The sequence below is a fragment of the Mycolicibacterium xanthum genome, from assembly GCF_019710635.1.
GTDB classification, from domain to species: Bacteria; Actinomycetota; Actinomycetes; order Mycobacteriales; family Mycobacteriaceae; genus Mycobacterium; species Mycobacterium xanthum.
In genome coordinates this window covers 1-26,871 of record NZ_JAIFZS010000082.1, presented here as the reverse complement: position 1 = coordinate 26,871, position 26,871 = coordinate 1, and the positions used below count along the sequence as shown (strand labels likewise).

At 69.0% G+C, this 26,871-nt stretch carries 20 protein-coding genes and 1 pseudogene; 13 read left to right on the top strand and 8 right to left on the bottom strand.

Annotated features, from left to right (window positions below; genetic code table 11):
- Window positions 1–13: 13 nt before the first annotated feature.
- A complete protein-coding gene (locus JDV09_RS24525) occupies window positions 14–550 on the bottom strand; it encodes a carboxymuconolactone decarboxylase family protein (protein WP_221371746.1) in 537 nt (178 codons plus the stop codon).
- A 117-nt stretch (window positions 551–667) separates the two neighbouring features.
- Here JDV09_RS24525 and JDV09_RS24520 point away from each other — a divergent pair, with 117 nt between their 5' ends.
- The 4 genes from JDV09_RS24520 to JDV09_RS24505 all read left to right on the top strand — a co-directional run bounded on the left by JDV09_RS24520 (window position 668) and on the right by JDV09_RS24505 (window position 3,830).
- Window positions 668–1,261 carry a CGNR zinc finger domain-containing protein gene (locus JDV09_RS24520; RefSeq protein ID WP_308124235.1) on the top strand — a complete coding sequence of 198 codons (594 nt, stop codon included), beginning with the start codon at window positions 668–670 and terminating at the stop codon, window positions 1,259–1,261.
- Between the two features lie 60 nt (window positions 1,262–1,321).
- A complete protein-coding gene (locus JDV09_RS24515) occupies window positions 1,322–2,464 on the top strand; it encodes a hypothetical protein (protein WP_221371745.1) in 1,143 nt (380 codons plus the stop codon).
- A gap of 215 nt (window positions 2,465–2,679) precedes the next feature.
- Entirely contained in the window at window positions 2,680–3,618 is a 939-nt protein-coding gene (locus JDV09_RS24510; protein WP_221371744.1) for an SDR family NAD(P)-dependent oxidoreductase, read from the top strand.
- Window positions 3,615–3,830 (top strand): helix-turn-helix domain-containing protein, encoded by a 216-nt coding sequence (locus JDV09_RS24505; RefSeq protein WP_221371743.1) that lies wholly within the window; start codon window positions 3,615–3,617, stop codon window positions 3,828–3,830. The genes JDV09_RS24510 and JDV09_RS24505 overlap by 4 nt, the downstream gene beginning before the upstream one ends.
- Before the next feature lie 21 nt (window positions 3,831–3,851).
- On the opposite strand, the gene JDV09_RS24500 is transcribed toward JDV09_RS24505, so the two are convergent.
- Window positions 3,852–4,868 (bottom strand): TIGR03617 family F420-dependent LLM class oxidoreductase, encoded by a 1,017-nt coding sequence (locus tag JDV09_RS24500; protein ID WP_221371742.1) that lies wholly within the window; start codon window positions 4,866–4,868, stop codon window positions 3,852–3,854.
- Between the two features lie 77 nt (window positions 4,869–4,945).
- On the opposite strand from JDV09_RS24500, the gene JDV09_RS24495 reads away from it, so the two are divergent.
- On the top strand, window positions 4,946–5,356 hold the full coding sequence (locus tag JDV09_RS24495; RefSeq protein ID WP_308124234.1) for a RidA family protein: 411 nt from the start codon (window positions 4,946–4,948) through the stop codon (window positions 5,354–5,356).
- A gap of 45 nt (window positions 5,357–5,401) precedes the next feature.
- Here JDV09_RS24495 and JDV09_RS24490 read toward each other — a convergent pair whose 3' ends face one another.
- Together JDV09_RS24490 and JDV09_RS24485 are read right to left on the bottom strand one after the other, a co-directional pair.
- Window positions 5,402–6,934: a CocE/NonD family hydrolase gene (locus JDV09_RS24490; RefSeq protein ID WP_255605960.1), complete on the bottom strand. Its 1,533-nt coding sequence runs from the start codon at window positions 6,932–6,934 to the stop codon at window positions 5,402–5,404.
- A gap of 283 nt (window positions 6,935–7,217) precedes the next feature.
- Window positions 7,218–8,822 (bottom strand): MFS transporter, encoded by a 1,605-nt coding sequence (locus JDV09_RS24485; protein WP_221371740.1) that lies wholly within the window; start codon window positions 8,820–8,822, stop codon window positions 7,218–7,220.
- Window positions 8,823–8,885: 63 nt separating this feature from the next.
- Between JDV09_RS24485 and JDV09_RS24480 the strand changes: the two genes are divergently transcribed.
- From JDV09_RS24480 to JDV09_RS24465, 4 genes are all read left to right on the top strand, one after another.
- On the top strand, window positions 8,886–9,437 hold the full coding sequence (locus JDV09_RS24480; protein WP_221371739.1) for a YceI family protein: 552 nt from the start codon (window positions 8,886–8,888) through the stop codon (window positions 9,435–9,437).
- A 206-nt stretch (window positions 9,438–9,643) separates the two neighbouring features.
- Window positions 9,644–10,849 (top strand): L,D-transpeptidase, encoded by a 1,206-nt coding sequence (locus tag JDV09_RS24475; protein WP_221371754.1) that lies wholly within the window; start codon window positions 9,644–9,646, stop codon window positions 10,847–10,849.
- A 266-nt stretch (window positions 10,850–11,115) separates the two neighbouring features.
- Window positions 11,116–11,331 (top strand): antitoxin, encoded by a 216-nt coding sequence (locus tag JDV09_RS24470; RefSeq protein WP_221371738.1) that lies wholly within the window; start codon window positions 11,116–11,118, stop codon window positions 11,329–11,331.
- Entirely contained in the window at window positions 11,328–11,711 is a 384-nt protein-coding gene (locus JDV09_RS24465) for a type II toxin-antitoxin system VapC family toxin (RefSeq protein WP_221371737.1), read from the top strand. The genes JDV09_RS24470 and JDV09_RS24465 overlap by 4 nt, the downstream gene beginning before the upstream one ends.
- A gap of 152 nt (window positions 11,712–11,863) precedes the next feature.
- Here the strand turns inward: JDV09_RS24465 and JDV09_RS24460 are convergent, their stop codons facing one another.
- Window positions 11,864–12,907: a cupin domain-containing protein gene (locus tag JDV09_RS24460; protein ID WP_221371736.1), complete on the bottom strand. Its 1,044-nt coding sequence runs from the start codon at window positions 12,905–12,907 to the stop codon at window positions 11,864–11,866.
- A gap of 143 nt (window positions 12,908–13,050) precedes the next feature.
- On the opposite strand from JDV09_RS24460, the pseudogene JDV09_RS24455 reads away from it, so the two are divergent.
- A pseudogene (locus JDV09_RS24455) lies at window positions 13,051–13,371 on the top strand (esterase-like activity of phytase family protein); the annotation flags it as partial.
- Window positions 13,372–13,410: 39 nt separating this feature from the next.
- Here the strand turns inward: JDV09_RS24455 and JDV09_RS24450 are convergent.
- A complete protein-coding gene (locus tag JDV09_RS24450; protein ID WP_221371735.1) occupies window positions 13,411–14,841 on the bottom strand; it encodes a wax ester/triacylglycerol synthase family O-acyltransferase in 1,431 nt (476 codons plus the stop codon).
- A 190-nt stretch (window positions 14,842–15,031) separates the two neighbouring features.
- Here JDV09_RS24450 and JDV09_RS24445 point away from each other — a divergent pair, with 190 nt between their 5' ends.
- The 3 genes from JDV09_RS24445 to JDV09_RS24435 all read left to right on the top strand — a co-directional run bounded on the left by JDV09_RS24445 (window position 15,032) and on the right by JDV09_RS24435 (window position 18,653).
- Window positions 15,032–15,808 carry a 4'-phosphopantetheinyl transferase family protein gene (locus JDV09_RS24445; protein WP_221371734.1) on the top strand — a complete coding sequence of 259 codons (777 nt, stop codon included), beginning with the start codon at window positions 15,032–15,034 and terminating at the stop codon, window positions 15,806–15,808.
- Between the two features lie 215 nt (window positions 15,809–16,023).
- The gene (locus JDV09_RS24440) at window positions 16,024–17,397 is read left to right on the top strand and encodes a wax ester/triacylglycerol synthase domain-containing protein (RefSeq protein WP_221371733.1); all 1,374 of its coding nucleotides are present in this window, start codon (window positions 16,024–16,026) and stop codon (window positions 17,395–17,397) included.
- Window positions 17,398–17,438: 41 nt separating this feature from the next.
- Window positions 17,439–18,653 carry a serine hydrolase domain-containing protein gene (locus JDV09_RS24435; protein WP_308124233.1) on the top strand — a complete coding sequence of 405 codons (1,215 nt, stop codon included), beginning with the start codon at window positions 17,439–17,441 and terminating at the stop codon, window positions 18,651–18,653.
- Window positions 18,654–18,673: 20 nt separating this feature from the next.
- Here JDV09_RS24435 and JDV09_RS24430 read toward each other — a convergent pair whose 3' ends face one another.
- Together JDV09_RS24430 and JDV09_RS24425 are read right to left on the bottom strand one after the other, a co-directional pair.
- Window positions 18,674–24,235, bottom strand: a complete 5,562-nt coding sequence (locus JDV09_RS24430; protein ID WP_221371731.1) for an ATP-binding protein — start codon at window positions 24,233–24,235, stop codon at window positions 18,674–18,676.
- A 29-nt stretch (window positions 24,236–24,264) separates the two neighbouring features.
- On the bottom strand, window positions 24,265–26,871 hold a 2,607-nt coding region (locus JDV09_RS24425), incomplete at its 5' end, for an SDR family NAD(P)-dependent oxidoreductase (RefSeq protein ID WP_221371730.1).

The following is a 26,871-nucleotide window of genomic DNA, read 5'->3' as shown; positions in this document are numbered from 1 at the left end:
GGCTCTCCCAAGCTCACAGCGACACGACCGGCCAGTCGTTGTCGACCCGGGCCAACAGGTTGAAGTAATTGGTCATGATGTTCAGCGTCAGATTGGCCACCAGCTCGCCGATCTCCTCGTCGGTGACGCCGGCCGCGCGGGCCGCGTCGATGTCGGCGTCATCGACGTCCCCGCCGTTCTCGGCGATCGTGTTGGACAGCTTCAGCAGAGCCGCGACGTGAGCATCGGTCGATTCGGCCCGGCGGGCGCTGTCGAGTTCGGCGGCGCCGATATGGGCGATATTGGCGCCGATGTAGGTGTGCGCCGACAGGCAGTACTCGCAGCCGTTGAGCTGGGCGGTGGAAATCGCCAGGCGTTCGCGCACAGCGGGTTTGAGGGTGCCGCCGGCGACCGCGCCCGACAGCGCGAGGTAGCTCTGCAGCAGCGCGGGGCTGTTGGCCATCACCTTGGTCATCGCGGGCGTCGTTCCCAGCGATTTCTGGACCTGTGCGAGCAGCTCGGCGGTCCTGCCGGTCGCGGTCTCGGGCTCGACGGCGGTGAAGTTGGACATGGCGTTCCCTTTCGCTCACCTACCCGGCCTAACGGGTAGAAGTAACTTTTTCCATTAGAAGTGCTGGCACGAACTTCTAACGGATGCCAACCGGTTTATCCGTGATAATATTTCGGGGTGGCGACGACACCCGCGTGGCTACTGCCCGACGAGCCGACGCCGGTGCGGTTCATGAACACCATCTGGGCCGATACCCACGGTGTCCACGACGAACTGACCGGCCCTGCCGCACTGCGCGATTGGCTCCTCGCCGCCACCGACTTCGACAGCGCCGCCGTGCCGAGCCAGGATGAGTTCGACGACGCCCTGCGGCTGCGCGACAGCCTGCGTCGGCTGGCGGCCCACAACACCGCCGACGTGCGCCCGAGCGCACAATCACCCGTCACCGAGATCGACGACGCGGTCGAGGCCGTCAACGCGTTGCTCGCCGACCTGCCCCGCGCCGAACTGGCAGTTCAGGATGGCCGATTGCAGGCCGTCGACCGGCAACACGCCTCGCCGTGTCGAAGTGCCCTGGCCGGGCTCGGGTACGAGGCCCTCGGGCTGCTCACCGGGCCCGCCGCGGTCAACCTGCGCGCCTGCAATGCGCCCCATTGCGTGCTGTACTTCGTGAAGTCCCACCCACGCCGGGAATGGTGCTCGGAAGCCTGCGGCAACCGGGTGCGCGCTGCCCGCCACTATCAGCGTGTCCGCGGCCGAAAATCACCATGAGCATTGGTGAGGGAGTCACGGTCGCTCAGTGTGTCGCCCGCCGCGGGTAGCGTCCGCACCATGAACGAGGCACGCAGGCGCCGCAAAGCCAAGCAGGCCCGTCGCGATGCGCAGCGGGACAACAAACGCCCGGAGACCCCCGAGGAGACGCCGCTGATCGACGAGGTGCGCCGGGCTCTGGCCGGTCATCCGCTGGATCTGCTGGGCACGGTGGGCATGCTCATCGAGGCGACCAAACCCGACCCGCTGGCCTGGCTGCCGTCGCGCCCGAAGCGGGACACCGTCGACCTCGAGCCGCTGCTGGACGGGTTCATCGGGGTGCGGATCGTCGAGACGACCGCGCTGCTGGCGGTGCTCGCCGAACTCCTCGACGACACGGATCTGCAGCTGCGATGCCGTCGGGAGGTGGCCGCTCGCCGGGACGCCCTGCCGGGCTGGATCGCCGATCTCGGGAACGTCGAGGCGTACCAGGCGGTGCGCATGACGCACGTGCTGGGCGACGGCGACGAGCTACTGATCGGAGCGAGGCTCAGCACCGGTGACGAGCTGACCGGCGTCGCGTTCATCGACCACAATGGGCTGTCGGCGGTCAAAGACGCCTTCTTCGTACCTGATTCGATCGACACGGTGGTGCGACTGGCCGCAGAGCGCAACACCGACCCCGACACCAGCTTCGTCGACATGAGCCTGGCCGACACGCGGGCGTGGATCGAGCACGGCCTGCGGCAGCACGCCGTCTTCATGGACCAGACGGAAACCTGGCCCGCGTGCCGGCCCCTGCTGCAATGGCTGATCAGCTGTCTTCCTCCGAATGGCGCCAAATACCAATCACCCAGGTGGGATCCCGACGAGCAACGACAGCTGTGCGACGAGTTCTTCGACTCCGACCACGGCGCACCGTTCGACCGCCGCGATTACGCAGAGTTACTCGACGAGCTGCTCGACACCGGCGACCCGGTGCGATGGAGCGTTCCGCGCATCGAGCGAGTACTCAGAGGAGGGCGGCAGCTCGGCAGCACCGTTGCGGTCGACGTGGCACTCGATGCCCCCGAACTGCTGACGCACTTCATCCCGTTCGCCCACGCGCAGAGTGGAATTCGGGATGAGCTGACCGCCGAAGCCCTTGACGCGGTCGACGACGTGGCCGAGCGCTACCGGGACGCGGTGCTGCGCGAGGTGGCGGAGGAAGAGTCCGAGGACTAGGCATGCGACCGCACGTCGCGACGTGTCGTCGTGACGACGACGAAGTGGCGCACGGCACGGGTCCCGCCCCCGTGGCGCAAGTTGCGAGAGCGTTGGCGCATATTGTGAGTGTTTCGACGGGGCCGGCGTCGTATGTTCGAGTCAGATGATTCTCGCCGGCCGGCACCACCCGGTCGGCCCCGCAACATTTCGTCCCCGCAACATTGAGGAGCACCATGAGTTGGTCAACGAACGACATCCCCGACCTGCACGGCAAGGTCGCCGTGGTCACCGGCGCCAACGGTGGGCTGGGACTGGCGTCCGCCAAGGCGCTCGCCGGTCACGGCGCCCACGTCGTGATGGCGGCCCGCAACCAGGCCAAGGCCGCCGCCGCGCGCGAAGAGATCCTCGCCGCTCACCCGGATGCGTCACTGGAGATCGTCGAACTCGACCTCGGCTCGCTCGCCTCGGTCGAGTCCGCCGCCAAGAAGATCGCCGCCAAGCACGACCGCATCGACATCCTGATGTGCAACGCCGGCGTGATGGCCATGCCGCAGGGCACCACCGAGGACGGTTTCGACACCCAGATGGGCACCAACGTGCTCGGCCACTGGGCGCTGCTCTCCCACCTGCTGCCCATCGTCGTCACCACACCCGGCGCGCGCGTGGTGACCCTGTCGAGCACCGCCCAGCACATGGGCCGCGCCATCGACCCGGCCGACCCGCACATGCGCAAGAACTTCGACGCGTGGCGCATGTACGGCCAGACCAAGCTGGCCATGCGCCACCTCGCCGTCGGCCTGCAGGAGCAATTCGAGCGGGCCGGAGTCGACGCCAAGGCGCTGTCGGCGCAGCCGGGACTGACGAACTCCGATCTGCAGTCCACCACCCACGCCCAGGGCGGTGGGGGCCCGATGGGCGCGTTCTTCGAGTGGCAGACCAAGACCATGGGCATGTCGACCGATCGTGGGGCGCTGAGCCAGCTGCGGGCTGCCGTCGACCCCGGGGCCCCCGGCGGGGGTTTCTACGGGCCGCTGTTCGGGACCAACGGACCACCGGTCCGCAAGCCGCTGATCCGGCCCGGTAGCGACGCCGCGGTCAAGGCCCTGTGGCAGGTCGGCGAACGCGAGACCGGCTTGAAGGTCGATGTCGTTGCCGCGCTTGCCAAGCCGTGAACACTGCTCCGTTCCGGCTGTCCCTGCCGCTGGTGCGGGTGATCCTCGCCGACCTCCGCGAACAACTTGCCCACCACTATCTGACCCAATCCAGCCACTTGCTGACCGAGATCGCGTTCCTGCTCGGCTACGACAACACCAACTCCTTCCACCGAGCGTTCAACCAGTGGACCGGGCGCACGCCGTCGGGCGTCAGGGAGGCCGCCGGCTGACGCACGGGCCGGCCGTGGAATTCAGCTGCCCGAGATCCGCTGAGCCACTTCGCCGTACCGCTCGAATCGCTCCGGATCGGCCAGGGCGTTGTACAGCACGATCCGGGTCGCCACATCGCCGTACTTGTCGATCAACGCGTCGGCCAGCCCGTCCCACGTCGACTCGGTCGCGAACGCCGCTATGTGGTCGTCGGTGATCTGCGCCGCCATCCCGGCGAAGTCGCCCGCCTTCTGCCTCTCCCGGATCCGCGCCGTCGTCCCCTCGAACCCGGCCTCGTCCCAGATGAACGCGTAGTTCGGGGTGCTGCCGTAGAAACTCATGCTGGCCCGCACCAGCTCGCGCTCGCGATGCCGTTCCTCGTCGGTGTCGCCGACGATCGTCATCACCGGCACGATCACCGCGACGTCTTTGGCGGACCGTCCCGATTTCTCGGCTCCCTCAGCAAGATTCGGGACGACGTGGCGTGCGATGTACCCCGGTTCACCGAGCGGATGAACGTGGATTCCGTCGGCGACCTCGCCGGCCATCCGCAACATCCACGGATTGACCGCTGCGATATCGACTTTCGGGTCCGGCGCGTCGATCGGTCCGGGGCTCCACTGCGGTGTGATGAAGTCCAGGCTGTAGAAGTCGCCGCGATGCTCGAGGGTCCCGGTCCGGAATGCGACGAAGCACGCCTTGACGGCCTGCACGTAGTCCCGCAGCCGTGGACCCGGGCGCTCGAACTCCGCGCCGTAGCGGCGCACCACGTGGGTACGCACCTGGGTGCCCAGGCCGAGCCGGAAGTTCCCGCCGGTGGCCTCCTGCAGTTCCCACGCCGTCGCCGCCGTCACGAACGGGCTGCGCGGAAACGCCACCGCCACGCCCGTCGACAACTCCAGGCCCGGAGCGGCCTGCGCGGCCACCGCCGCGTTCAGGTAGGCGGTGCGGCCGGTCTCGGTGAACAGCAACCCGGAGAAGTGTGCCGCCTGGGTGCGCCGGGCCAGGTCGCCGATCTCGCGCAGCGGCTGGGGCGTGGTCATCACGTCGACGTGCATGGTCGGACCCTACGCCGCCGATCATTCACACCGATGCGGCACAGTGAAACCCGACCATCCCGAGCGAGGAGCCCGCCGTGACCCATGACATCCAACGCATCAACCCGCCGCAGCTTTTCGACTCCACCCCCAATGGTCATTCGCAGGGGTCGGTCGTCGAGTCGGGCAGCAAGCTGGCGTTCTTCTCCGGGCAGATCGCGTGGAGCCCGCAGCGCACCGAGGCGCCCCACTCCCTCCTGGAGCAGACCCGGATGGTCACCGCCAACCTGCAGGTCTGCCTGGACTCGGTCGGCGCCACCCGCGACGACATTGCGATGGCACGCATCTACGTCGTCGATCTCACCCCGGAACGACTCGAGGAGGCGTTTCCGGCGCTGCTCGAGTTCTTCGGCGACGCGTACCCCAGCATGACCGGCATCGGTGTACAGGCGCTGGCGGGGCCGGAGCTGCAGATCGAGATCGAGATGGTGGTGCGGGTGCCGTCCTGATTGCCTGGACATGCAGTACGTGCGGGCTGGAGTGGTACTGACCGATCACCCGGGCGGGATGACCGGAAGCGACAGCGTCGACGAGCCCGGCCCCCAGTGCACGTCGGCGCGCCCGTGCCGGCTCGGCACGTAGCGCGCCGGGAAGTGACCGAACAGCGGGTTGACGGGTTCGAGGTAGCGGCCCGCGACGAGCAGTCGCAGTTCGTCGCCGGCCCGGAACATGGTCGACGAGTTGCTCAAGGTGATGTACGTGTCCACCGCCTCGCCGGCCCGCAGCGGGTGCAGGGTGTCGAACGGCGGATCAGCCGCAGCGCCGGCATCGGGGTCGCCGATCGGGCGCAGGGCCAGCCGCAGCCTGCCGTCCGCGATGCGGTCGCGGCCATAGCCGTAGGACCCTTCGAACGGGAGATAGGCTCCGGCGCGCCACTTTTCGACGCCGACGAACAGGTGCGCGTCCTCGGCCCCGTGCAGCGAGATCCGCAGCTGCAGCCGCATCGCCCCGGTGATCTCGGTGTCGCGGTCGAAGGTGTACGCGAACGCCAGGGCCTGGCGGCGCAGCCGAAACCGCATGGCTCCCTGCGTGGTCGGCACCTCTGTGCTCAGCGATCCGTTGTCGGCCAGGTGCAGGGTGGTCCATTGCGTGCGCGCAGGCGGCCATTCGTCCTCCTGGCGCACCGCGCTGACGGTGTCGCCGCGCTCTCGGACCTCCAGCCGGACCCGGGGGAGGGCCGGGACGTCCCGCTGGAGTAAGTGCTTGTCGAAGAAGGTGGTTTGCGCGGTGAACGCGTCCTCGCCGTAGAACGCCGCCCACTTGCCGCCCCGGTGGGTGTAGACGTGAACGTCGGCAGATCCGGCCCGCTCGGCCAGCCGCCACGACCCCTGACTGTGCAGATTGTGGTCGGAGAAACTGGCGCACAACAGGATCGGCACAGTGATGCTCGCCAGGTCCGGCGTAAGCGCCATCCACGCGGTGTCCCGCAGCGGATGCCGTCGACGCATCCCAGCGAGATCGCCGGACAATCGGGCGACACGGCGGGTGATCGCCAGCCAGATCACCGAGAAGCCACGCTCGGGGATGCCGCCCGGGGTCATGAAATCCCGGTAGGCATCGGTGAAGCCCTCCCACGGACAGATCGCGGCAAGATGCGGCGGGTGCAGCGCCGCCGCCTTGTACTGCGAGATCGCCAGGTAGGACACCCCGAGCAGGCCGACGCGCCCGTTCGACCACGGCCGCGTCCCGGCCCACTCGACCACGTCGTAGACGTCGCGGGCCTCGTCGTCCGACATCAGCGACCCGACCCCGTCGGAGGTGCCCGCGCCGCGCGCGTCGACGTTGAGCACGATGTATCCGCAGTCCACCCATTTCACCGGATCGGTTGCCTCCCAACCGGTTTCCGAGGAGATCTGGACGGCCTCGGGCTGATTCATGATGCGGAACTGGGCGCTGAGCCGCCATCCCCGGCGGGTCCGCCGAGGCAGCGCGTCCTTGCGATACGGGTGCACGCACGCGACGACCGGGAACGGGCCGTCGCCCGGAGGACGGTAGACGTTGGCGCGCAACGTGATCCCATCGCGCATCGGGATGGCGACGTCGTGGTCCTTGATCAGGCTCTCCGGTGCCGGCGTGACGGTCACCGGCGGTCGCAGGAAGCGGCGGACCCGGTAGCCGGCGTAGGCGGCGGCCCCCGGACGGCGCCAGGGTCGGTCATATCGCGGAGCCACACGTCCTCCGGGCTTCTGAGGGTGATTCAAGAGCTCTTGAGCGGCAGTCTAGAGACCCCCGCCAGCGTCGAGACTGCACTGGTGGTGGCATTTCGCGAGTGGATGCCGCCGTGGGCGCAGTCTCAACGCAAGAGCGGGGTCAGCCCGGCTTGTTGACCTCCAGGTAGTGATGGGAGACCGGGGTGCCTTCGGCGTATTGCTCGACGTTCTGCTCGATGAGCTGGTCCTGCCCGGTGAGCCGGGTGTGGTGCTGATGCATGTGCTCGCCCCACGAGCGCACCAGGAACGTCTCCACGAACGTCGACTCCTGCTCCACGCTGCGAAACAGCCGCCACTGTGACGCGCCGGTGCGCTGCCGGGACCGGCCGAGCACCGCCATCGCCGCCAGGAACGCCTGCTCGTTGTCCGGGGCCACCCGGTAGAAGGTCGACACCAGCACCGGGCCGTCCAGTGGCTCGGGCTCGAACACCAGCGTCGGCTCCGGCCAGTGCGACGACGGCGTCAGATCCAGCGCCCCGGTCTTGGCGTGCAGCGGCCACCAGACCGACGACAGCGCGCAAACCACCAGCAGGGCCGCGCCGACCAGCAGGCTGGTGACAGTGCTGGTGGCGCCGGCCAGCAGACCCCACACCAGCGACCCCAGCGCCTGTCCGCCCATGAAGATCAACTGGTAGACCGACAGCCCGCGGGCACGCACCCACGCCGGCAGGCTCAGCTGCATCGACGCGTTGAGCGTCGACAGCGACAACAGCCACGCCGCACCGCCGACGATCAGCGCCAGCAGCACGACGACGAAGCTGTGCACCAGTGCCAGCACCGCGGTGGCCCCCGCGAAACCGACCGCCCCGATCGTCAGCAGGCTGTTCTGGCCGAACCGCAACCGCAGCCGTGACAACGCGAACGCCCCCAGCACCGCGCCCACGCCCAGCGCGCCCAGCAGCAGGCCGTAGCCCGCCGACGACAACCCCAGCTGGTCCTTGGCGATCACCGGCAGCAGCCCCCACAGCGCGCTGGCGGGTGCGATGAACAACGCCGTGCGCAGCAGGATCCGCCGCACGACCAGCGAGCTGCGGATGAACCTCCCGCCAGCGCTCAGCGCCGCCAGCGCCCGCTCGGACGGGAAGGTCTGCTCGACCGCCGGGCGTCGCCACACGATCAGCACCACGACGATCCCGACGAAGGACAGCGCGTTGAGCGCGAACACCCACGTCGGGCCGGTCAGTGACACCAGGGCACCGGCGATCGCCGGGCCGATGGCCCGGGCGCCGTTCATGCTCAAGCCGCCGAGCGCGGCTGCCGACGGAATCTGCTCGGGCGGAACGAGATCGGGCTGGATCGCCTGCCAGGCCGGTGCGGTCAGCGCCTGACCGCAGCCGATCAGGAACAACAACGTCAGCAGCACCGCGGGCGTGGTCAGCCCGGCACCGGTCAGCGCGGCCAGCAGACCCACCCCGGCGGCCATCGCCGCCTGCGTCGCGATCAGCAGCCGGCGCCGGTCGATGAGATCGGCCAGCACGCCGGACGGCAGGGCCAGCAGCATCACCGGCAGCGTCGTGGCGGTCTGCACCAGCGGGACGAGCACCGCGGCGCGGGGATCGCCGACCAGCATCCACTGGGCGCCCACGGTCTGCATCCAGGTGCCCAGGTTGGAGACGGTCTGCGCGATCCACAGCGCACGGAAGACCGGCGACCTCAGCGGTGCCCATGTCGAGGTCGATGGCGTGGCTGCTGCCGCCGTGGTCATGCGGCTCTCCGGTGTCTGGCTACCCGGATACTGTAGGGCCCCCGGACCCGATACAGTGCGTTCATGCCGGCCACCGCATGGACGTTGGGCCCCGCCGACGGGCAGTTGCTGCTGACGACCGGGGTGACCGGCCCGGCGGCCGCGATGGGCCACCGGCTGACCATCGCGATGACGTCCTGGCAGGGCAGCGTGACGTGGGCCGACGGCGAACCCGTCACCGCGGCGCTGACCGTCGACGTCGACTCCCTCGAGGTGCTCAGCGGCGAGGGCGGCGTCAAGGGGCTGTCGGCCGCGGAGAAGGCGCTGGCCCGCTCCAACGCGCTGAAAAGCCTGAACGCCAAGCGGTTTCCGCAGATCAGCTACCACGCCGACGACATCGTCAAGACCGGCGACGGCTACCGGCTGACCGGCACCCTGGACATCCACGGCAAGAGCCGCGACCGCGTCGTCGACCTGCGCGTCGAGGACCTCGGGCCGGCCTGGCGGATGTCGTGTGACGCCGAGGTGAGCCATTCCGAGTTCGGCGTGAAGCCGTACTCGATGATGATGGGCGCGATGAAGGTCGCCGACGAGGTGGCGGTGTCGTTCGTCGCCGAACACGCCAAGGACGGCTGACCGGGCGGCCCCCGGACACCGCGCCGATACGACTTCATCACAAATGGAGCCGACGGGTGTGCCCTCGGCCCGCAGGTGTCGGCCGCAGTGCCTACGATGGACCCGTTCCACCGTCCCGGCGCCCGCGCCGACCCATACTGGAGTGTCCTTTGCCCTGGTCCCGTCGTGCGCTCGCAGCCTGCACCGCCGCCATTGCCGCGACGGTGATGTTGGTCAGCGGAGACGTCCTCAACACCGCCGATCAGTGCGGTTCGGCGTGCCAGGTCGAGACGGTCGCCCAGGCCCGCGTCCAACCCCCGGCGCCGTCGGCGGCCGACCTGCAGGTGGTGCCGGGCCCGCTGGCCGAGGACGTCGACCCCGCCGCGCCGGTGTTCGTCGCCGCCCGCACCGGCAGGGTGCAGAGCGTCACGCTGGAGAACGAATCCGGAAAGACGGTCGACGGCAGACTCACCCCGGACGGCAAGGCGTGGCGGCTCGGTGAGCAGCTCGGCTACGGCCGCACCTACACCATGACCATCACCGCCCGCGGCCCCGGCGGCATGCCGTCGCGGCAGACGTCGAGCTTCTCCACCGTCTCGCCCGACCAGTTGGCCGCGGTCTACCTGGACACCACCGCGGGCACCCTGATCAAGGACGGTGCGACGTACGGCATCGGCACCGTGATCGTCGCGCGGTTCGACTCCGCGATCACCGACAAGGCCACCGCGGAGCGCCGGCTGAGGGTCACCACCGACCCACCCGTCGCAGGCTCGTGGAACTGGATCGACGACCAGACCGCGCACTGGCGGCCGGAGAAGTACTACGCACCGGGAACCTCGGTGACGGTGGCGGCGGACATCTACGGCGCGCAGCTGGGCGACGGGCTCTACGGCGACGAGGACGAGCAGGTGTCGTTCCGGGTCGGGGACTCGCACGTGTCGGTCGCCGACGACACCACCAAGCAGGTCAGCGTGTACGACAACGGCAAGCTGGTGCGCACCATGCCGACGTCGATGGGGATGGGTGGTACCGAGACCGTCGGCGGCAACACCTTCTCGTTCTGGACCCCGAGCGGTGTCTACACCGTGCTGGACAAGGCCAACCCGGTGATCATGGACTCCTCGACGTACGGGCTGCCGACCGGATCGAGCCTGGGTTACCGCACGACCGTGCCGTATGCCACCCGGATCAGCACCGACGGCATCTACCTGCACCAGCTCAACGCGACGATCTGGGCGCAGGGCAACACCAACGTCTCCCACGGTTGCCTGAACCTCAGCTCCGACAACGCGGCCTGGTTCTACGACTTCTCGGTCCCCGGGGATGTCGTCGAGGTGCGCAACACCGGCGGCCCGCCGCTGACCCTGGCGCAGAACGGCGACTGGAGCGTGCCGTGGGACCAGTGGCGCCGCGGCAGCGCGCTCAACGCCTGACCCGTTGAGACTGCGCTGGCGGTGCGTGCCACTCGCACTCCGTCGCCCTGAGTGCAGTCTCAACGAGGTGGAAGCCGAGATTGCACCCAGGGGTGCTGCACGGCGAAATTGACGGCCCTGAAAGCAGTTTCGGCGAATCCGATGTCGGTGCCCGCGCGTAGCGTCTACGGCATGAGCGACGACGCCGAGGCCCGGAGCGACAGCGCGAACCAGGCGGCGCTAGCGAAATGCTAGCTGTCCGCAAGCTCACGAGCTACGCTCGCCAGGTGAGGACCCTGTACCTGCGTAACGTCCCCGATGAGGTCATGGACCGACTCGAGCGGATGGCGCGCGCGTCGAGCATGTCGGTGACCGCTGTCGCGATCCGTGAACTCGATGCCGCCACACGCCGAGTCGACAACGCCGCGCTGGTCGCTTCCCTGCCCGACCTCGACATCCCGACAGAAGCGATCGTCAAGCAGGTGGAATCCGAGCGCCGGTGATCGTCATCGACGCGTCGGCGGCGGTCTCTGCACTTCTCAACGACGGCCAGGCGCGCCGGCTCATTGCTGACGAGTCGGTGCACGCGCCGCACCTGGTCGATGCGGAAGTGGTCAGTGTATTGCGGCGGCACCTCGCCGCCGGTCTGCTCGCTGCCGGGCAAGCGCGCCGAGCACTGGATGTCTGGAGACGGCTCGGGCTGATCCGCTACGCCGCGCCGCCCCTTCTCGAACGTGTCTGGGAACTTCGGTCCGCTGTCTCCGCGTACGACGCGATGTATGTCGCACTCGCCGAAAGCCTGGACTGTGCGCTTGTGACAGCGGATTCAAGGTTATCCGGGGTGAATGGCCCCCGTTGCGCCATCACGGTCGTACCGCGATAAGCGCAGTTTCGGGTCAGGAAGCTTGCGCCCACCTCGTTGGGCTGCGCCCACCTCGTTGGGGCTGCGCCCACCTCGTTGGGGCTGCGCCCACGGCGGCGGCTACTCGAACTTCTTCGCCGCCAGCGCAGTCTCAACGTTGTGAAGTCGACCGGCTATGCGTCCACCGGATTGACCCGGCCCACGATCAGCGGGTCGGTCTTGGTGAACGGGAACGCCGGCAGATCGTCGATGTGCATGTTGAACGTCGCGGCGAGCACCTCCCGGGAGTAGGCGCTCGCCGAGGCGCGGTAGCCGATGTCGCCGGGCATCGGCTGGTCGAAGAAGATGGCGAAATGGATGTCCGGGGAGTCGATCACCTCGATGTGGTGCGGGTAGGCGCGCGGGATGAAGTACACGTCGCCCTCGTCGAGCAGGTAGGTGTCCAGCGAGCCGTCCGGGTCCATCACCGTCATGCGGCCGGAACCCTTGTGCACGTAACCCATCTCGGCGGTGATCGGGTGCCAATGCGGTTCGCGCATGCCGTCTTCGCGGATCCGCAGCGAGTACATCGACAGGTCCTTCAGCGCCGGCCAGTATTGCGCCCGGGCCAGCCTGGCCGAGCCGACCGCCACGCCGATCGTCGGGCTCTGTGCCTCGACGGAGAACTTGTGCGGATCGTCGAACCACGCCGTCGCGGGCACCTCCGCTTCGCCATTGCGCCACGCGAGTTTTCGGTCGACGGTGTCGCGCCGCATCGCGGTGAAGTCCGAGGCGGGCAGGTCGTAGGTGTTGCCCAGCACCGCATCCGTCATCGCGCCGAACGAGGCCGCCAGGCCGAAGTCCTCCGGGCGTTCGCTGCGGAACGCGAGAACGAACTCGGCAGGCTCCTCGCCGATGTTCTCGATGTGGTGCAGCGACCCAGAGTCGATGTGGAACATGTCGCCAGCGGCGACGGTGAAGCTGGAGAACCGGCTGTAGCTGTCGAGCACCGAGACGAACGACGTGCCCGAGATGCAGTAGGTGAGCTCGTTGCAGTTGGCGTGCCAATGCGGGGTGCGCATGGCGCCGGGGTTGATCACGATGCGCTTGATCGACAGCCCGGACAGGATCGGGAAGTGATCGGCGACGACCCGCCGGATCGAACCGAGGTCGGACTCCTCGACGATCTCGCCGTTGGTCAGGGATGTGGCGTGCCGGCTGGTTTCGGTCGAACCCATGACGTTTCTCCTCCGGTGAATGACGGCCTCATGGTATGCCCGTCGCGGCCCGTCGAGACTGCGTTGAGGTAGCTGCTCATTCGCAAAACCCCGCCCTGAGCGCAGCGCCAACGGAGGGTCAACCCGGCCACCGATCCGTCGCCGGCGCGCTGCTGGTGCTCGAGCGTGACAAGCTCAACGGGCCCGACGCGAAGGTGAAGGCGATCTACCGGGTGGAGATGCCGCAGGACGGCGGTGTCGGCTCGGCCGCCGACGTGCCGGAGGTGCTGCCGAAGACGCTGGCCCGCAATCTGCTTCCCGATCTGCAGGGCAGCAACGGGTTCGTCCAGGAGAAGGTCGAGGGCTTTGCGGTGACCGGCAACGGCAACCTCTACGTCGTCACCGACAACGACGGACTCGACGACGCCAACGGCGAAACCCAGTTCTTCGATCTCGGCCCGGCCGCCGAGGCGCTCGCGGGATAGCGCGTCACGGTGCAGGTCCGGGTTGACCCGGAGCGGGGGTCACGCTGTGGCGCTGGACAGCAGTTCGGCGAAGGAAGCATCCATGCAGTCCCCGTAATGTTCGATGTCCGGCAGCACGATCGGACATCCGTTGATGCTGACGAACACGCGTCCGCGGTAGCTGATCACGTTGTGGATCAGCCCGCATCCCTGGGTGAATGGGGACAACCCGTAGCCGGAGAGCAACTCGGCGCCGGCGAGGTAGATCGGAAAATCCGCGCCGCGCATGGTGGACACGAGGGTGTTCGCGATCCGTGAGGTCTCGATGAGACTCCCGGCGTGTGTCGCCCTCCCGACCCGGATGGCTGGGACAACGAGCGCGCCCGGCACGAACTCGGCGAACTCGAGAACCCGTTCCCCCAGCTCTTCGCCCATGGCCTTGGAATTGGTGCTCGATTCGTGCACGACCTTCAAGCGGGCGAGCGGGTCGTCGATGTCGGTGCCGAGCAGAACGCGGACCACCGAAATCTGATTCACCGTGGGCCGGGGTGCGGAGTCGGTCTGCAGCGCCAACGCCATCGCCGTCACCATCGATTTCTCGGGCAGTTCGCCCTTGTCCAGAAGATATCGGCGCATGGCGCCTCCGATACCGGTCAGAACCACATCGTTGACCGTGGCGTTCGGTACGAGCCTGCGTGTTCTCAACACCTCGGCGAGGTCGTAGTCGCGTGCGTCGAAGTTGCGGCTGGCGTCGGTGTGTGAGTTGAACGGGGTGTGGGGAACGTCGATCGAGGGTCCCTGCTCCGCCCGATGGCCGGTCGGGATCTGCCGTGTGATCGCCCCGGGGATCTTGGCCAGCAGCGGAATGCTGTGTGTTGCCGCCGAGACGAGTTGCTGCGGCCGGCGGGCGTAGGTGAACACGGTTCGGGCGAGCAGGTTCAGCGATGAGGGATATCGCTCCGGGGTCCAGTCGGGCTGCGGCGCCGGCGCGGTGTCAGGTGTCGGATCGTGTAAGGCGTTGACCAACTTGACGCCCGTCATCCCGTCGACCGCGGAATGGTGCACCTTGAAGCACAACGCGAAGGCGTGTTCCGGCGCTCCGCGGATCTTGCCGAGCCCGTCGATGAAGTAGCCCTGCCAGGGCGGTCGGCGCAGATCCATCCGCTGGGCGTGCAACTGCGACACCTGATCGCACAGCTGCGACCAGCCGCCCGGGCTGGGCAGGGTCAGCCGATGCAGGTGTTCCCCGATGTCGAAGTTCGGGTCGCGTACCCAGTACGGGTGGTCCAGATCGAACGGGACACGGGCGAGGACGGCGCGAAAAAGGCGGTCGGCGCCCAGTCGGGACCCGACATGCGCCGACACATCCTCGAAGGTGATGGTGCCGCCCTTCGCTGTCGACGGGTCGTAGATCCCGAAGAAGGTGACATGCGCCGCGCCCGCGGCCTCGGCGTAGACGAACGCGGCGTCCAGGCCACTCAATTGCTCCATTCGTGCCTCCGCGGATCCTTCGAATCCCCGCCCCGGAGGGCAGGCCGATTCGTCCAGCCGATGCCGTTTTTCTACTCCTGCGCGTGCAGTAATTTGGCGGATTGTCGAGAGCGGCGGGAATGCGACAGTGGCGGCGCCGCCGGTTTCGCGGGCAGTAGATTCGACCTGGAAGTCCGTGCTGGAGGTTCTCATGGAACAACGCCCGGTCGGTCCGGGCGGGCGTCGGTGGCTCGCGCTGGGCGAGGATGCGTTGCCCGCCGGAGAACAGTGGTTGGCGCCCGGCGAGGCGGCCAACCTGGCCGGGCTGCGATACACCAAGCGGCGCACCGAGTACTTGTTGCGCCGGCTGGTCACCAAGCATGCCGTCGCTGCGGCCATCGGGCGGCCGACCGACCCCGTCGCGCTGGCCGGCATCGAGGTGCGCAACGCGCCCAGCGGCGCCCCCTACGTGTGCGTCGACGGGGCTCCGATCGAACTGGGTGTGTCGATCACCGATCGCGCCGGTTGGGCGGTGTGCCTGACGTCCCCGGCAGGGTCGCGTCACCCGGTCGGCTGCGACCTGGAGTTGGTGGAGCCGCGCACGCCGGGCTTCGTACAGGACTTCCTCACCGCGGCCGAGCAGCGGTTGGTCAGCTCATGCCAGGCCGGTGACGAGCGCGACGCGGCGGCGAACCTGATCTGGTCGGCGAAGGAGAGCGCGCTGAAGGTGTTGCAGACCGGGCTGCGCCGGGACACCCTCACCGTCGAGGTGACGTTGGCCGCACCGAGCAGCGATGGCTGGGGCGCGTTGACCGTCCGCGCCGAGGAAGGCCCGGTGTTCCCGGGCTGGTGGCGGCGCGAAGGGCGATTTCTGCTCACGATCGCCACCGAGGTTGCGGGTCCACCGCCGGTGGCGCTCGTCCCCGGCGTGCTGTCGCCGGCGGTTCCCCGGCACTCCTGGCTCGACCGACCGCTACACCTGCGTTGATTCCGAAGTCCGGGCGTCTTCACCCCGGCGCGTGATCAACCGGGCCCGGCCGAATCTCTGGAAACTGTCAGCGCGGGACGCCGCGTGTGATGGACACTCCTGAAGGGATGGCTTCGGATCGCACTGCAGGACGAGCCGCAGAACTCATGGACGGCAACCCGAGAACGATGACAACGATCGGCGATCACGGACAGGAATCGCACAAACCGCTGCACGTGGGCGATTCCGAAGCGGCGATGTGGGGAATCGAGAAGGACCCCCTGCTGCGGCAGACGATGACCGCGATCCTCCTCCTCGACCGGCCACCCGACCGGGACGTGCTGCTGGACCGCCTGGAACGTGTCAGCCGTACCCTGCCCGCATTCCGGCACCGACTGGTCGAGGTGCCGTTGCGCCTGTCGACGCCCCGCTGGCTCGTCGACCCGAACTTCGATCTCTCCTACCACGTCCGCTGGATCGGTGCGCCTGGAGACGGGTCCATCGACGGCGTGTTCGAGTTCGCGCGCCAGTCGACGATGTCGGGCCTCGACCGGGATCGCCCGCTGTGGACCGTCACCGTCGTCGAGGGTCTCCAACGGGGCGAAGCAGCGCTGATCATCAAGATGGATCATGTGTTGACCGACGGCTTGGGCGTGGTGCTGCTGGTCGCCTGCCTCAGTGACCCCACCCGCGAACCACGCGATCTCGGCGTGCTGCCCGCGATCCCGGAGCCGGAGAGTCAATCTCCCTTCGACCTGGCTGTCGAGGCCGTCACGAACAGCGGGCGCCGGATTGCCGGAGTCGTCGGCCGGTCGGGCAACTCGGCCACGCGTGCGATACCCGCTGCGGTGTTGCGACCGGTTGACACTGCCCGTGGAATGACGAGGAACATGCGGGCCTTGGGACGGATTCTCACGCCGCCGTTGAAGACCCTGTCCCCGCTGATGACCGAGCGCCGAGGGTGGATGCGCTTCACCGCCTTCGAGTCCGACCTCGAGAGTCTGCGTAAGGCCGCCAAACCCCACGGCTGTACCGTCAACGACGCGTTCGTCGCCGCTGTCGCCCACGGGTTCGCCCTCTACCACCAGCGACATGGGGAGCCCGTCGAGCGACTGCGCGCCGAAATCGTGGTCAATGTTCGCGAGCAGGGCGACTCGTCCCTCGGAAACCATGTGATGGGCGCGGCCATCGCCCTTCCGGTCGGCGCCGATGATCCGGCCGGTGCGATGACGACCTACCACGGCCTGATCGATCAACTGAAGCAGGATGTCAGACTTCCGTTGGCCACCGGAATCCCCATGATGCTCAATGCCCTGGGCCCGTTGCTGCAACCGTTCTTCGGGACGCTGATGAAACACGGCGACTTCGCGGCCATCAGTGTTCCCGCCGGCGACGAGACCATCTACCTGGCCGGCGGGGAGGTCATCGGACTCTATCCGTTCGGTCCCCTCGTCGGCGTCGCGGCCAACTGCACCCTGGTCGGATACCGCCACAAGGCATTCGTCGGGATCAATGTCGATGCGGCAGCGGTCCCGGATCTGGACATGCTCGCCGGGTGCATCCGCGAAGGATTCGACGCCGTCATCGCACTCGCCGACGCCGGCCGGTAGGAGAATCCGAATTGGAAGTATGTGAACCAGGAAAAGATCTGGTGGAAGGTCATTTCGACGACGAATTCCGTGAAGTCGCCGACGTCTTCAGGAACCAGATCGCAGCCACCGACGGTGGCGCCTCGGTGGCCGTCTACCACCGTGGCAGGCTTGTCGTCGATCTGTGGGGTGGAGTTCGCAACTCTGAGGGTGATCGATGGCAACGCGACACCCTGGCGATGTGCTGGAGCACCACCAAGGGCGTCACCGCCACCTGCGCCCATGTGCTCGCCGATCGTGGCCAACTCGACTACGACGAACCCGTCGCCACCTATTGGCCGGAATTCGCCCAGAACGGTAAGGCGCAGATCACGGTGCGGCAGGTGCTGAGCCATTCGGCGGGCCTGCACCGGTTGGGCACGATCATCGACCACGGGTCCCGGATCCTCGACTGGGAACACATGACCGACGCGCTGGCCCGGGCCAAGCCGGCCTACCCGCCCGGAACGCAGGTGGGTTATCACGCGCTGACGTTCGGCTGGCTCGTCGGCGAACTGGTGCGGCGGATCTCCGGCATGTCGCTCGACGAGTTCCTGCGGAAGGAGATCGCCGAACCGCTCGGGCTCGACGGCCTCTACATCGGCTGCCCGCCCGAGCAGCGGCATCGGGTGGCGCCGCTGGAACCGATGTCACCGGCTTTCCGGGGTTTGACCGCCCCCGTCGGCAACTTCGTGTTCAACCAGGTGACGCGGGGATTGCATGTGCTGAGGTCGCCGGTCAACCCGCACCGGCTGCTCAACGCGGCGCTGTCCCGCGGGATCGAGGACGTGGTCGCCGATCCGCGGCTGCTGGACGCCGCCGTCCCGGCGATGAACGGGCATTTCGATGCCGTCTCGCTCGGTGCCATGTACGCGATGCTCGCCGGTGGCGGCCAGCTCGGCGGCGTGCGAATTCTGTCCGAGGAAACCGTGCGCAAAGCGTCGACGATCCAGAACAGCCAGCGCGACCGGATCATCGTGATGACGATGCAGTGGCGGCTCGGCTACCACCGGCTGCCGCTGGTGCACAAGCAATTGCCGCGTGCCTACGGCCATTTCGGGTTTGCCGGTTCCGGAGCGTTCGCCGATCCCGAACACAACCTGGCGCTGGCGATGGTGTGCAACCGGGGACAGGGCACCCCGTTCGGAGACCTGCGGATTCTTCGGTTGAGTCAGGCGGTGGCGCGCAGCGTCCGGTCACCTCGCTACTTCGACCTGAACGACGGGTTTCAGGGCTGACGCGGACCAGGGCTGACGCGTCACACCACCGACATCCGCCGGTCGAGGGCCTCGATGATGTAGGGCCGCAGCCCCTTCGCTTCGATGATGCGGTCCACCGAGCCCACTGCGAGCGCCCGCTGAACGGTGTGGATCCGGTCGAACTCGTCGGCCACTTCGCTGAGCTTCGCGGAGCGAACCGTCTCGGTGACCTCGGCGAGCCGGGCCCGCGCCGCGCCGGCCTCCGGCCCCGTTGCGCTGTGCACCCGTTCGGCGGCCTCGAGCACCCGGGGATCGTGCTCGGTGCGCGCCCGTACATCCCGGGCGAAGACGGTGGCGGCGGCGGGCGCGCCGCCGATCACCGACGCGAACGAGCCCTCCACGGCGGCGATCTCCATCCCCTCGTTGAGCCTCTTGGAGAACACCACGAACGCACCGCCGTGGTAGCGGGAAACCACCACGAAGACGATCGGGCCGCGGAAGTTGGTCACCGCCCGGCCGATCTCGGCGCCATACTCCAGCTGCCACCGGCGCATGGACTCCGGCGAGCCGTCGAAGCCCGACAGGTTCGCCAGCACCACCACGGGCCGGTTGCCGCTGGCCGCGTTGATGGCGCGGGCCAGCTTGCGCGACGCCTGCGGGAAGAGTGTTCCCGAGGACCACGACGTAGGGCCGCCGGCCGGCACGAAACCGTGCCGGGGCACGGTGTGCGATTCGATTCCGATCATGCACACCGGGATACCGCCGACATGCGCGTCCCACACGATCGCGGTCTCGGCGGCACGCCACTGCCCCCAACGTTCCAGGGGCTCGGAGTCCTCGTCGGCGACCGCTCGCATCACCGAGCGCATGTCGAACGGTTTCTTGCGCTCGGGGTTGTGCTCGGCGGAGAAGACCTCTCCGACGGTCGTCAGCTCGCAGCCCGCGACGGCGGCGTGTGGCGCGCAGCGGACGTCGCGGTCCGCAGGGTCGGCGGTGGTGCGCCGCCGTGGCCACGCTTCACCCGGGACGACGTAGGTGTGCTCGTAGTGGCGCAGCAGGATGTCGCACGCGTCGGCGAGGGTGGGAGCCCAGTACTGTCCCTGGCCGTTGGGGCCCATGATCCGGTCGAAGCCGCCGATGCCGAAGTTGTCCTCGGCCGATACCCCGCCGGAGAAGTCCAGTGCCTGCTTGCCGGTCAGCACCATCGCGCTGTCCGGGGTCATCACCAGGATCCCGCGGGTGTGCATCAGCATGGTCGCCTCGGCATTCCAGTACGGCTGGGCGCCGACGTTCACCCCGGTGACGACGATGTTCACCTCCCCGCCGCGCTGGGTGAACTCGATGAGGCGGCGCAGCACAGCGCTGATCCAGTCCATGTTCTCGGTGCCGCTGTCCATCGCGATCCTGGCCCCGGACGACAGCGCGAACCACTCCACCGGCACCCGCATCTGTTCGGCGAGGTCCAGTGCGGAGATGATCCGCCGGCACTCGGCCTCGGCCAGGTTGCCCAGCCCGCGGGTCGGATCGCCGAACACCGCCACCCGGTCCATCCCCTCCGGCACCTTCTCGGTGTTGTTGCGCAGCACGCCGACCACGATGTTGGCGGTGTTCATCCCGTACGGTCGCGACACCGGGACGAGGGCTCCGTGTTCGTCGAAGTCGTACTCGACGAACTTCCCGGTGGGAAACCGCGCCACCGCCTCGGGCGGAGGGGTGAGCATCCGGATGATCTCATAGGGGTAAGGGACGCCGAATCTCTTGGCGCGCAGTAGTTTCTGTCGGTACGGCGTCAGCGGCTGGATCGGTTCCTGCCCGGGCGGGCGCTCGCGCACCGTCAGGCCCTCGCCCAACCCCTCCACTTCCACCACGCGATCGCGACCGTCGGGGAACTGCACGCGCAGCACCACCTTCTCCAGTCCGGCGCCGGCGGCGAACGGGGCCGACATGCGCGCCACGTCGGTCCACCCGGGGCGGGCCACATCCCACGGTGGGCGGACGTAGAGCACCACCCGGTTGGCCGCCGGTCGGTTCCGTTCGTCGAACGTGGCCAGCGCCTCGCGCATCGCCGACAGTGCGAGCAGACCCATCAACTCCAACCGCGGGTACCGCATCACACCATCGGCGGTCCGGACCGGTGTCATGTCGCGCACTTCGGCGAGCGCGAAAAGTCGCTCATCGGTTGGATTGTCGCGGGCCACGCCGTGGAACACGTAGACGTCCTCGGCCGACCGCAGGCGGCGCAATGTGAAGTTCGCCAGGCGCCACAGGTCCAGTCGCTTGGCGAGCATCGGGTGCAGGTTGCGGTAGAGGTGATCCTCGACGAAATGGCCGTCCTGCTGACGGAAGGTCACGTGATGGGTGCGGAAGCGTTCCGGCACGTCTCCGTCAAGCGTTGTGACGGTCAGGTCCAGCCGGTGCAGCGCGCGCCCGAAATCGCAGTCGGACAGCAGCTTTTCGGCCTCGGCGACGATGTCGTCGTCATCGGCGGCGTCGCCGTGCCGCCACAGCGGCAGATCCACCACGACCTGTCGGTCGGTCTCGATGGTGGCAAGGTGCCCGGCGATCGCCCGGGACAACTCCGACAGCTCCGCCAGCGGCCCGTACGTGGTGACCAGATGGATGGGCAATTGCTCGAAGTCGTAGTCGGCGGTGCACAGCAGCCGCCCGTCGCGTTCCTCGAAGACCAGTGCCTGCAGTTCCCTGATCCGGTAGAACCGGCGGGTGTAGACCTCCAGTACCGCCCGGCGGAATCGGGGATCTTCGCCGGCGCGCCATCTGCGCAGCAACTCAGAGCGCAGCGGCTGTGCGCAGGCCACCAGGCGGTCGATCTTCTCGGGCCGGCCGGCGCCGTCGGGATCGTCGCTCAGCTCGTCGAGAACCTGCCCCACCGCGGCGTATTCGTCGGCGACCGTGACCGCCAGCAGCGGCTCGTCGAAATAGCGGAACCGCACATCGCGGGCCAGCTCGGCGACCACGCGCTGGCGGCTCCCGATGGCGGCCAGCCGGTCGAGTCGGGCCCGCATCTCGGGGTCGGCCAGCGGCGCCAGCTGGGCGCAGTGGCGAAGCCGGCGCTCCAGGATGGCCGTCACGGTCGGCGCCAGCTCGTTGAGCCGACGGAACGACTTGAACATCCACACCACGGCTTCTTCGAGTTCGGGGCTGCGCTCCAGCCCGTGCACGCCGTAGCGCTGCAGCGCCCGCTCCAGCCGCCGCCGGTATCCGTCGGGCAGACCGGCCCGGTCGGCGTCGAGCCACTGCAGGTAGGACAGCAGATACTCCTGGGCGCTGCCGGCGACCAGTTCTTCCTCCGGGTCCATTTCGCCGCGCGGCCGGTAGAGCGAGCCGACGTCGGCGAACAGGTCGAGCAGTTCGTCCTCGCAGTGCAACAGGTCGGTGTCGGTCGGCGAGGCGGTCTCGCCGAGTCGATGCTGGCGGGTCAGCATTGCCTGAACCGAGCCCGGATCCAGGTCGTAGCCGAGCAGATATCTGTGCAGGGCCTCGTACACCTGCTCGCAGGGGGCCGTGCCGGGCGGTTCGGTGGCGGCCAGTCCGGTCAGGTCGACCGCGCCCCCGGTATGGCCCTGGTCGGCGTCGGACGTCGCGATGCGAAGCAGCGGCGCGCCCGCCTCGATCTGCGCGTTCGCGGCGGTTTCGACGGCGGCGACGGTGCCGGCGAACGGTGCGGTGACGGTGTTCTCCATCTTCATGCTCTCGAGGACGGCGACCGGGTCGCCCTCGGCCACCTGATCCCCGGGCTCCACGAGAACCGACAGCACGAAAGCCGGCCCGGGACAACGCACCACACCACCGTCGTCGCGGAACACCGCGTGGGCCGCGCCGTCCACATCGATCCGCAGGGTGGCCCCTTCGACGACGGACACCACGCGGTGCGTCCGGCCGCCGACGACCACCCGTCGCTGATACCGGTCATGGTGAGCGATCGTGACATCAGCGCTGCCGGTGCCGGATGCCATCCGGTAGGTGGTGCGGCCGGTGCGGTAGACGTGCAGGTCATACCGCTGGCCCCGGTAACGCAGACGGCACCGGTGGCCCACCCCGGGCATGGGCTCGGCGCCGCCGCGTGCCGCGCGGGCGTGGAACACGATCCGGTCGGCGGCCTCGTCGAGGTCGTACGACTCGATCGCGGCCACCAGCAGGGCCACCGGATCCGGCGTGGGCAGGTGCGCCGCCTCGCCGGTCAGCCGGTCCAGCCAGTGGTTGTCGAATATCCCGTCGCTCACCTCCGGCCGATTCAGCAGGGTCAGCAGGAAGGAACGGTTGGTGGTGCCGCCGTCGACCACCGCCGTGGTTTCGCGCAGCGCGCGGCGCAGCCGGGCGAGCGCCTCGGCGCGGTCGTTTCCCCACGCCACGATCTTGGCGATCATCGAGTCGAAGTCCGGCGGGATGCGGTCGCCCTCGCGCACACCCGCGTCCACGCGGATCCCGGTCCCGCCGGGCAGGTGGAGCTGGGTCAGCCGGCCGGGTGCCGGGGCGAACCCGTTCTCGGGATCCTCGGCGTTCAGCCGTGCCTCGATCGCATGCCCGGACACCTGTGGCGGCACGCCGGTGAGCCGCCCGCCGCGCGCCACGTGCAGCTGCAACTTCACCAGATCGAGCCCGGTGGTCGCCTCCGTGACGGGGTGCTCGACCTGCAGCCGGGTGTTGACCTCCATGAACTGGAACCGCCGGGTCTCGGGGTCGACCAGGAACTCCACCGTGCCCGCGTTTTGGTAGCCCGCGGCGGCGGCCAATCGTACCGCCGCATCGCGGATCGCCTGCTCCTGCTCGGCGTTGAGCACCGTCGAGGCCGACTCCTCCAACACCTTCTGGTGCTTGCGCTGCAGCGTGCAGTCACGGACACCGGCAGCCCACACGGTGCCGTAGCCGTCGGCGATCACCTGGACCTCGACATGCCGGGCGGCGGGCACCATTTTCTCCATGAACACCGTCGGATCACCGAAGGCCAGTCGGGCTTCGGCGCGCGCCGACGGCAGTGCCGAAGCGAGTTCGTCGTCGTTGTGAACGATGCGGATGCCGCGGCCGCCGCCGCCGGCGGCCGCCTTGACCACCACCGGATAGCCGAGCCGCTCGGCGACTCCGAGGGCCTCCGCGACGTCGCTGACCGGCCCGTCGCTCCACGGCACGACCGGGACGTCGGCCTGCTCGGCGACCCGTTTGGCCGCGACCTTGTCCCCGAGCAGCCGGATGGTGGCGCTGTCCGGGCCGACGAACACGATGCCGGCCTCCTCACAAGCCTGCGCGAACGAGGCGTGCTCGGCCAGGAACCCCCAGCCGACCCAGACCGCGTCGGCCTGCGCGGCGCGCAGCGCGTCCACGACCGCCGCCTCGTCGAGGTAGCGCGACCGGCGCGTGCCGTCGGTGGGGTCGACATACGTCGCCGATCCCAGGGGGACGGCCTCGTCGGCCTCCCGCACGAACCACGCGTCGGCGTCCGGGTCGGTGTAGAGCACGATCGTGCGGATCGGCGGATGGTTGCCGGCCTCATCGCCTCCCGGCTCGTCTCGCTGCCCTCCGGCGTTGAGTTCCGCGACCGCGGTCAGCGCGCGCACCGCGGGCTCGCCGCGGTTGACGATCGCGAGCCGGCGAAGTTGGGTTTCCATGCCGTTTCCCTCTCCCCGTTTCTCTCTCCTCAGCCGCGCATGACCGACCGGATCGGCCCGAGCACGTCATCGGGTGGCGGGTCGGGCAGCGGCACCGTCCGGTAGCCGTCGAGGCGCAGCACCACGGCGCCGTCCGCACCGCTCACGGTGCAGCTGAAGCCGCTTGCCCCATCGCGCCGCGCGGTGGCGACCAATCCGGGTCGTTCCTCCGGCCGCCCGTTCACCCGCACCGCGTCGAAGTGCATCGGCAGCGCCAGCAGGCCGTCGGTACCGGCCTCGAACAGCCCGACGGTCTGGAAACACAACTCGACCAGTCGCGGCCCCATCAGCAGCGGCGCGTCCACCTGCGGCGGCAGATCGCCGGCGAACCGGGCGGCCGCACCGTCGCCCTGTTTCCATGCCGAGCCGACCACCTGATAGGCCGGGCCGTGGAAATACAGCCGGTACACCTGCTCCGGAGTCAGCGCCGGCGTCCCGTCGGTCGATGTGGCCCCGGGATCGGCAGCGCCGCCGAGCGTGGGCGGATCGGCGCTCAGTCGCACCGAACCGGTGAAATGCACCGTGCGTTGCGGCTGATCGGTGCCCGGCAGCACCCGTTCCGCCCACAGCCGGCACTCCGCGAGCAGATCGTCGCCGTCGGGACGAAGCAGCGCGGTGATCGTGATCGTCCGTGGCTCGTCCCGGTAGAACTTCAGCGGCGCCCGGAAATCCACGTTCTCCACGGCGACCAGGTGCCGGTCGGGAGCGAGGATCCGGGCCGCCTCGGCGAACGCCTCCATGCCCATGACGCCGGGCAGCACCGCCGTGCCGTCGATGCGGTGGTGGTCCAGGAACGGCCGGGCGGTCGGGTCCAGCATGGTGCGTACCACCAGTCCGTCGTGGACGCTGGCGGCGACCATTTCATCGACCATCGGCCCTTCCGCCGGCAGGGCGGCCGGCTCGAGGCCGCCGGTGTCGTGGAACTCGGCGGCCAGCGCGCCGAGCGCCCCGGCGACCACAACCTCCCCCTCGGGCAGGCCGACGCCGAGTTCGCGCCGGATCCACGCCACACCGGCCTCCGCGGGCAGCATGTCCACCCCGGCCGCGGCCATGATCGTCGGGATCGAGCCCCGGGTCGCCATGCCGATCGTGCCCCAGGCCGTCCAGTCGACCGCCAGCGTGCGCATGCCCGGACGGGTCCGGCGCAGGTTGCTCAACACCTTGCACTGCAGGTCGTTGGCGGCGCTGTAGTCGGTCTGTCCGACGTTGCCGAACCGGCCGGCCACCGAGCTGAACGCCACGACGGCGCCCAGCGGCGTGTCGCCGAGCCCGCGTAGCACGTTGAACAGCCCGTCACCCTTGACCCCGAGCACCAGGTCGAACTCGCGGGGATCCTTGTCGGGAAGCGGGTGGCTGACCTCGATCCCGGCGGCGTGCACCAGCACGTGGACGCGCCCGGCCGTGTCGCGCACCTGAGCCATCACGTCGGCCACCGCGTCGGTGTCGGTGAGGTCGACGCTGTGGTAGTGGGCGGTGCCGCCGGCGGCCTCGACGGCCCGGATCGCGGCCAGGGCCGCCTGCAGGCGTTCCAGGTGCGCCAGTTCCCGCTCGATCAGCACCGGTGTCGGACGCTCGCCCCGATCGCGGATCCGGGCGGCGAGGTCGGTCTTCAGGCCGTCGCGGTCCTCGGCGTACCGGCGCAGGTCCGGGTCGGCCGGGTCGGGCCCCGGGGTGAGGTCGAGCAGATGGAACGTGCCGCGAAACGCGGCGGCCAGGTCCGCGGTGATGGCCGACACGATGCTGCCGGCCGCACCGGTGACGACGAACACCGGGTCGGGGCCCAGAACCTCGGAGGTGTCGCCGGCGTCCGGGAACGGGCGGTCCGCCAGCCCGACGCCCCAGCGCCGCTCCGCTGCGCGCCCGATCTCGACGCAGCCGGGATCCTGCAGCGTTTCCTCGATGAGAATGTCGGCCACCGCCGACGTCTTCCGGCTGGCCGGGAAGTCGACGGCCTTGACCAGGGCATCGGGGCGCTCGCGTCGGTAGGCCTTGGCGAACCCGGTGACCGCGCCGCCCAACGGACAGGTGGCCCCGGCCCCGTCGTAGCCGTGGTACCCGCCGAGGCGGGTGGCGACCACCAGGAACGGGTTCTGCTCGTACAGCCGTCGCATGGCGACATAGAGGTTGCGAACCCGCCGGCGCAGCGCTTTCTGCCAGCCGGGCAGGTCCATGTCCGCCAGGGGGCCCTCGTCGTCGAGGGCTGCCAGCCAGTACACACCGTCGATCCGGCCGTCGGCGAGCACGGCGTCGATGTCGTCGGCCGGGCTCAGCTTCACGGTCTCCACGCCCAGGCGGTCGAGTCGGCTGATCAACGCGTCGGCGATCCCGCCGTGATCGGGCATCACCGCCACCCGGGTGCCGGCGGCCAGGTCTATTCCGGTCGGCACGCAGGCCTCCAGGTCGGGTCGCAGCGTCGGCACCGGTACCCGGCGCGGGATCCGGTCGGTGGCCGCGATGTCGCCCTGGACGGTCGCTGCCGCAGCCGCTGCGCTGGGGGCCGCCGCGGCTGTGTCAGCTGGTGCTTTTTTTGGTGGCGTCGCGCTTTCGGTTTTGTCGCGGATCCAGCCGATCACGTGGGTCAGGGTGGGGAAGTCGCG

What these genes read in the sequence shown, in the direction of transcription:
- JDV09_RS24525 (WP_221371746.1), bottom strand. Translation starts at nt 550, where the DNA reads ATGTCCAACTTCACCGCCGTCGAGCCCGAGACCGCGACCGGCAGGACC.
- JDV09_RS24515 (WP_221371745.1), top strand. Translation starts at nt 1,322, where the DNA reads ATGAACGAGGCACGCAGGCGCCGCAAAGCCAAGCAGGCCCGTCGCGAT.
- JDV09_RS24510 (WP_221371744.1), top strand. Translation starts at nt 2,680, where the DNA reads ATGAGTTGGTCAACGAACGACATCCCCGACCTGCACGGCAAGGTCGCC.
- JDV09_RS24500 (WP_221371742.1), bottom strand. Translation starts at nt 4,868, where the DNA reads ATGCACGTCGACGTGATGACCACGCCCCAGCCGCTGCGCGAGATCGGC.
- JDV09_RS24490 (WP_255605960.1), bottom strand. Translation starts at nt 6,934, where the DNA reads ATGCGCGATGGGATCACGTTGCGCGCCAACGTCTACCGTCCTCCGGGC.
- JDV09_RS24485 (WP_221371740.1), bottom strand. Translation starts at nt 8,822, where the DNA reads ATGACCACGGCGGCAGCAGCCACGCCATCGACCTCGACATGGGCACCG.
- JDV09_RS24480 (WP_221371739.1), top strand. Translation starts at nt 8,886, where the DNA reads ATGCCGGCCACCGCATGGACGTTGGGCCCCGCCGACGGGCAGTTGCTG.
- JDV09_RS24475 (WP_221371754.1), top strand. Translation starts at nt 9,644, where the DNA reads ATGTTGGTCAGCGGAGACGTCCTCAACACCGCCGATCAGTGCGGTTCG.
- JDV09_RS24460 (WP_221371736.1), bottom strand. Translation starts at nt 12,907, where the DNA reads ATGGGTTCGACCGAAACCAGCCGGCACGCCACATCCCTGACCAACGGC.
- JDV09_RS24450 (WP_221371735.1), bottom strand. Translation starts at nt 14,841, where the DNA reads ATGGAGCAATTGAGTGGCCTGGACGCCGCGTTCGTCTACGCCGAGGCC.
- JDV09_RS24445 (WP_221371734.1), top strand. Translation starts at nt 15,032, where the DNA reads ATGGAACAACGCCCGGTCGGTCCGGGCGGGCGTCGGTGGCTCGCGCTG.
- JDV09_RS24430 (WP_221371731.1), bottom strand. Translation starts at nt 24,235, where the DNA reads ATGGAAACCCAACTTCGCCGGCTCGCGATCGTCAACCGCGGCGAGCCC.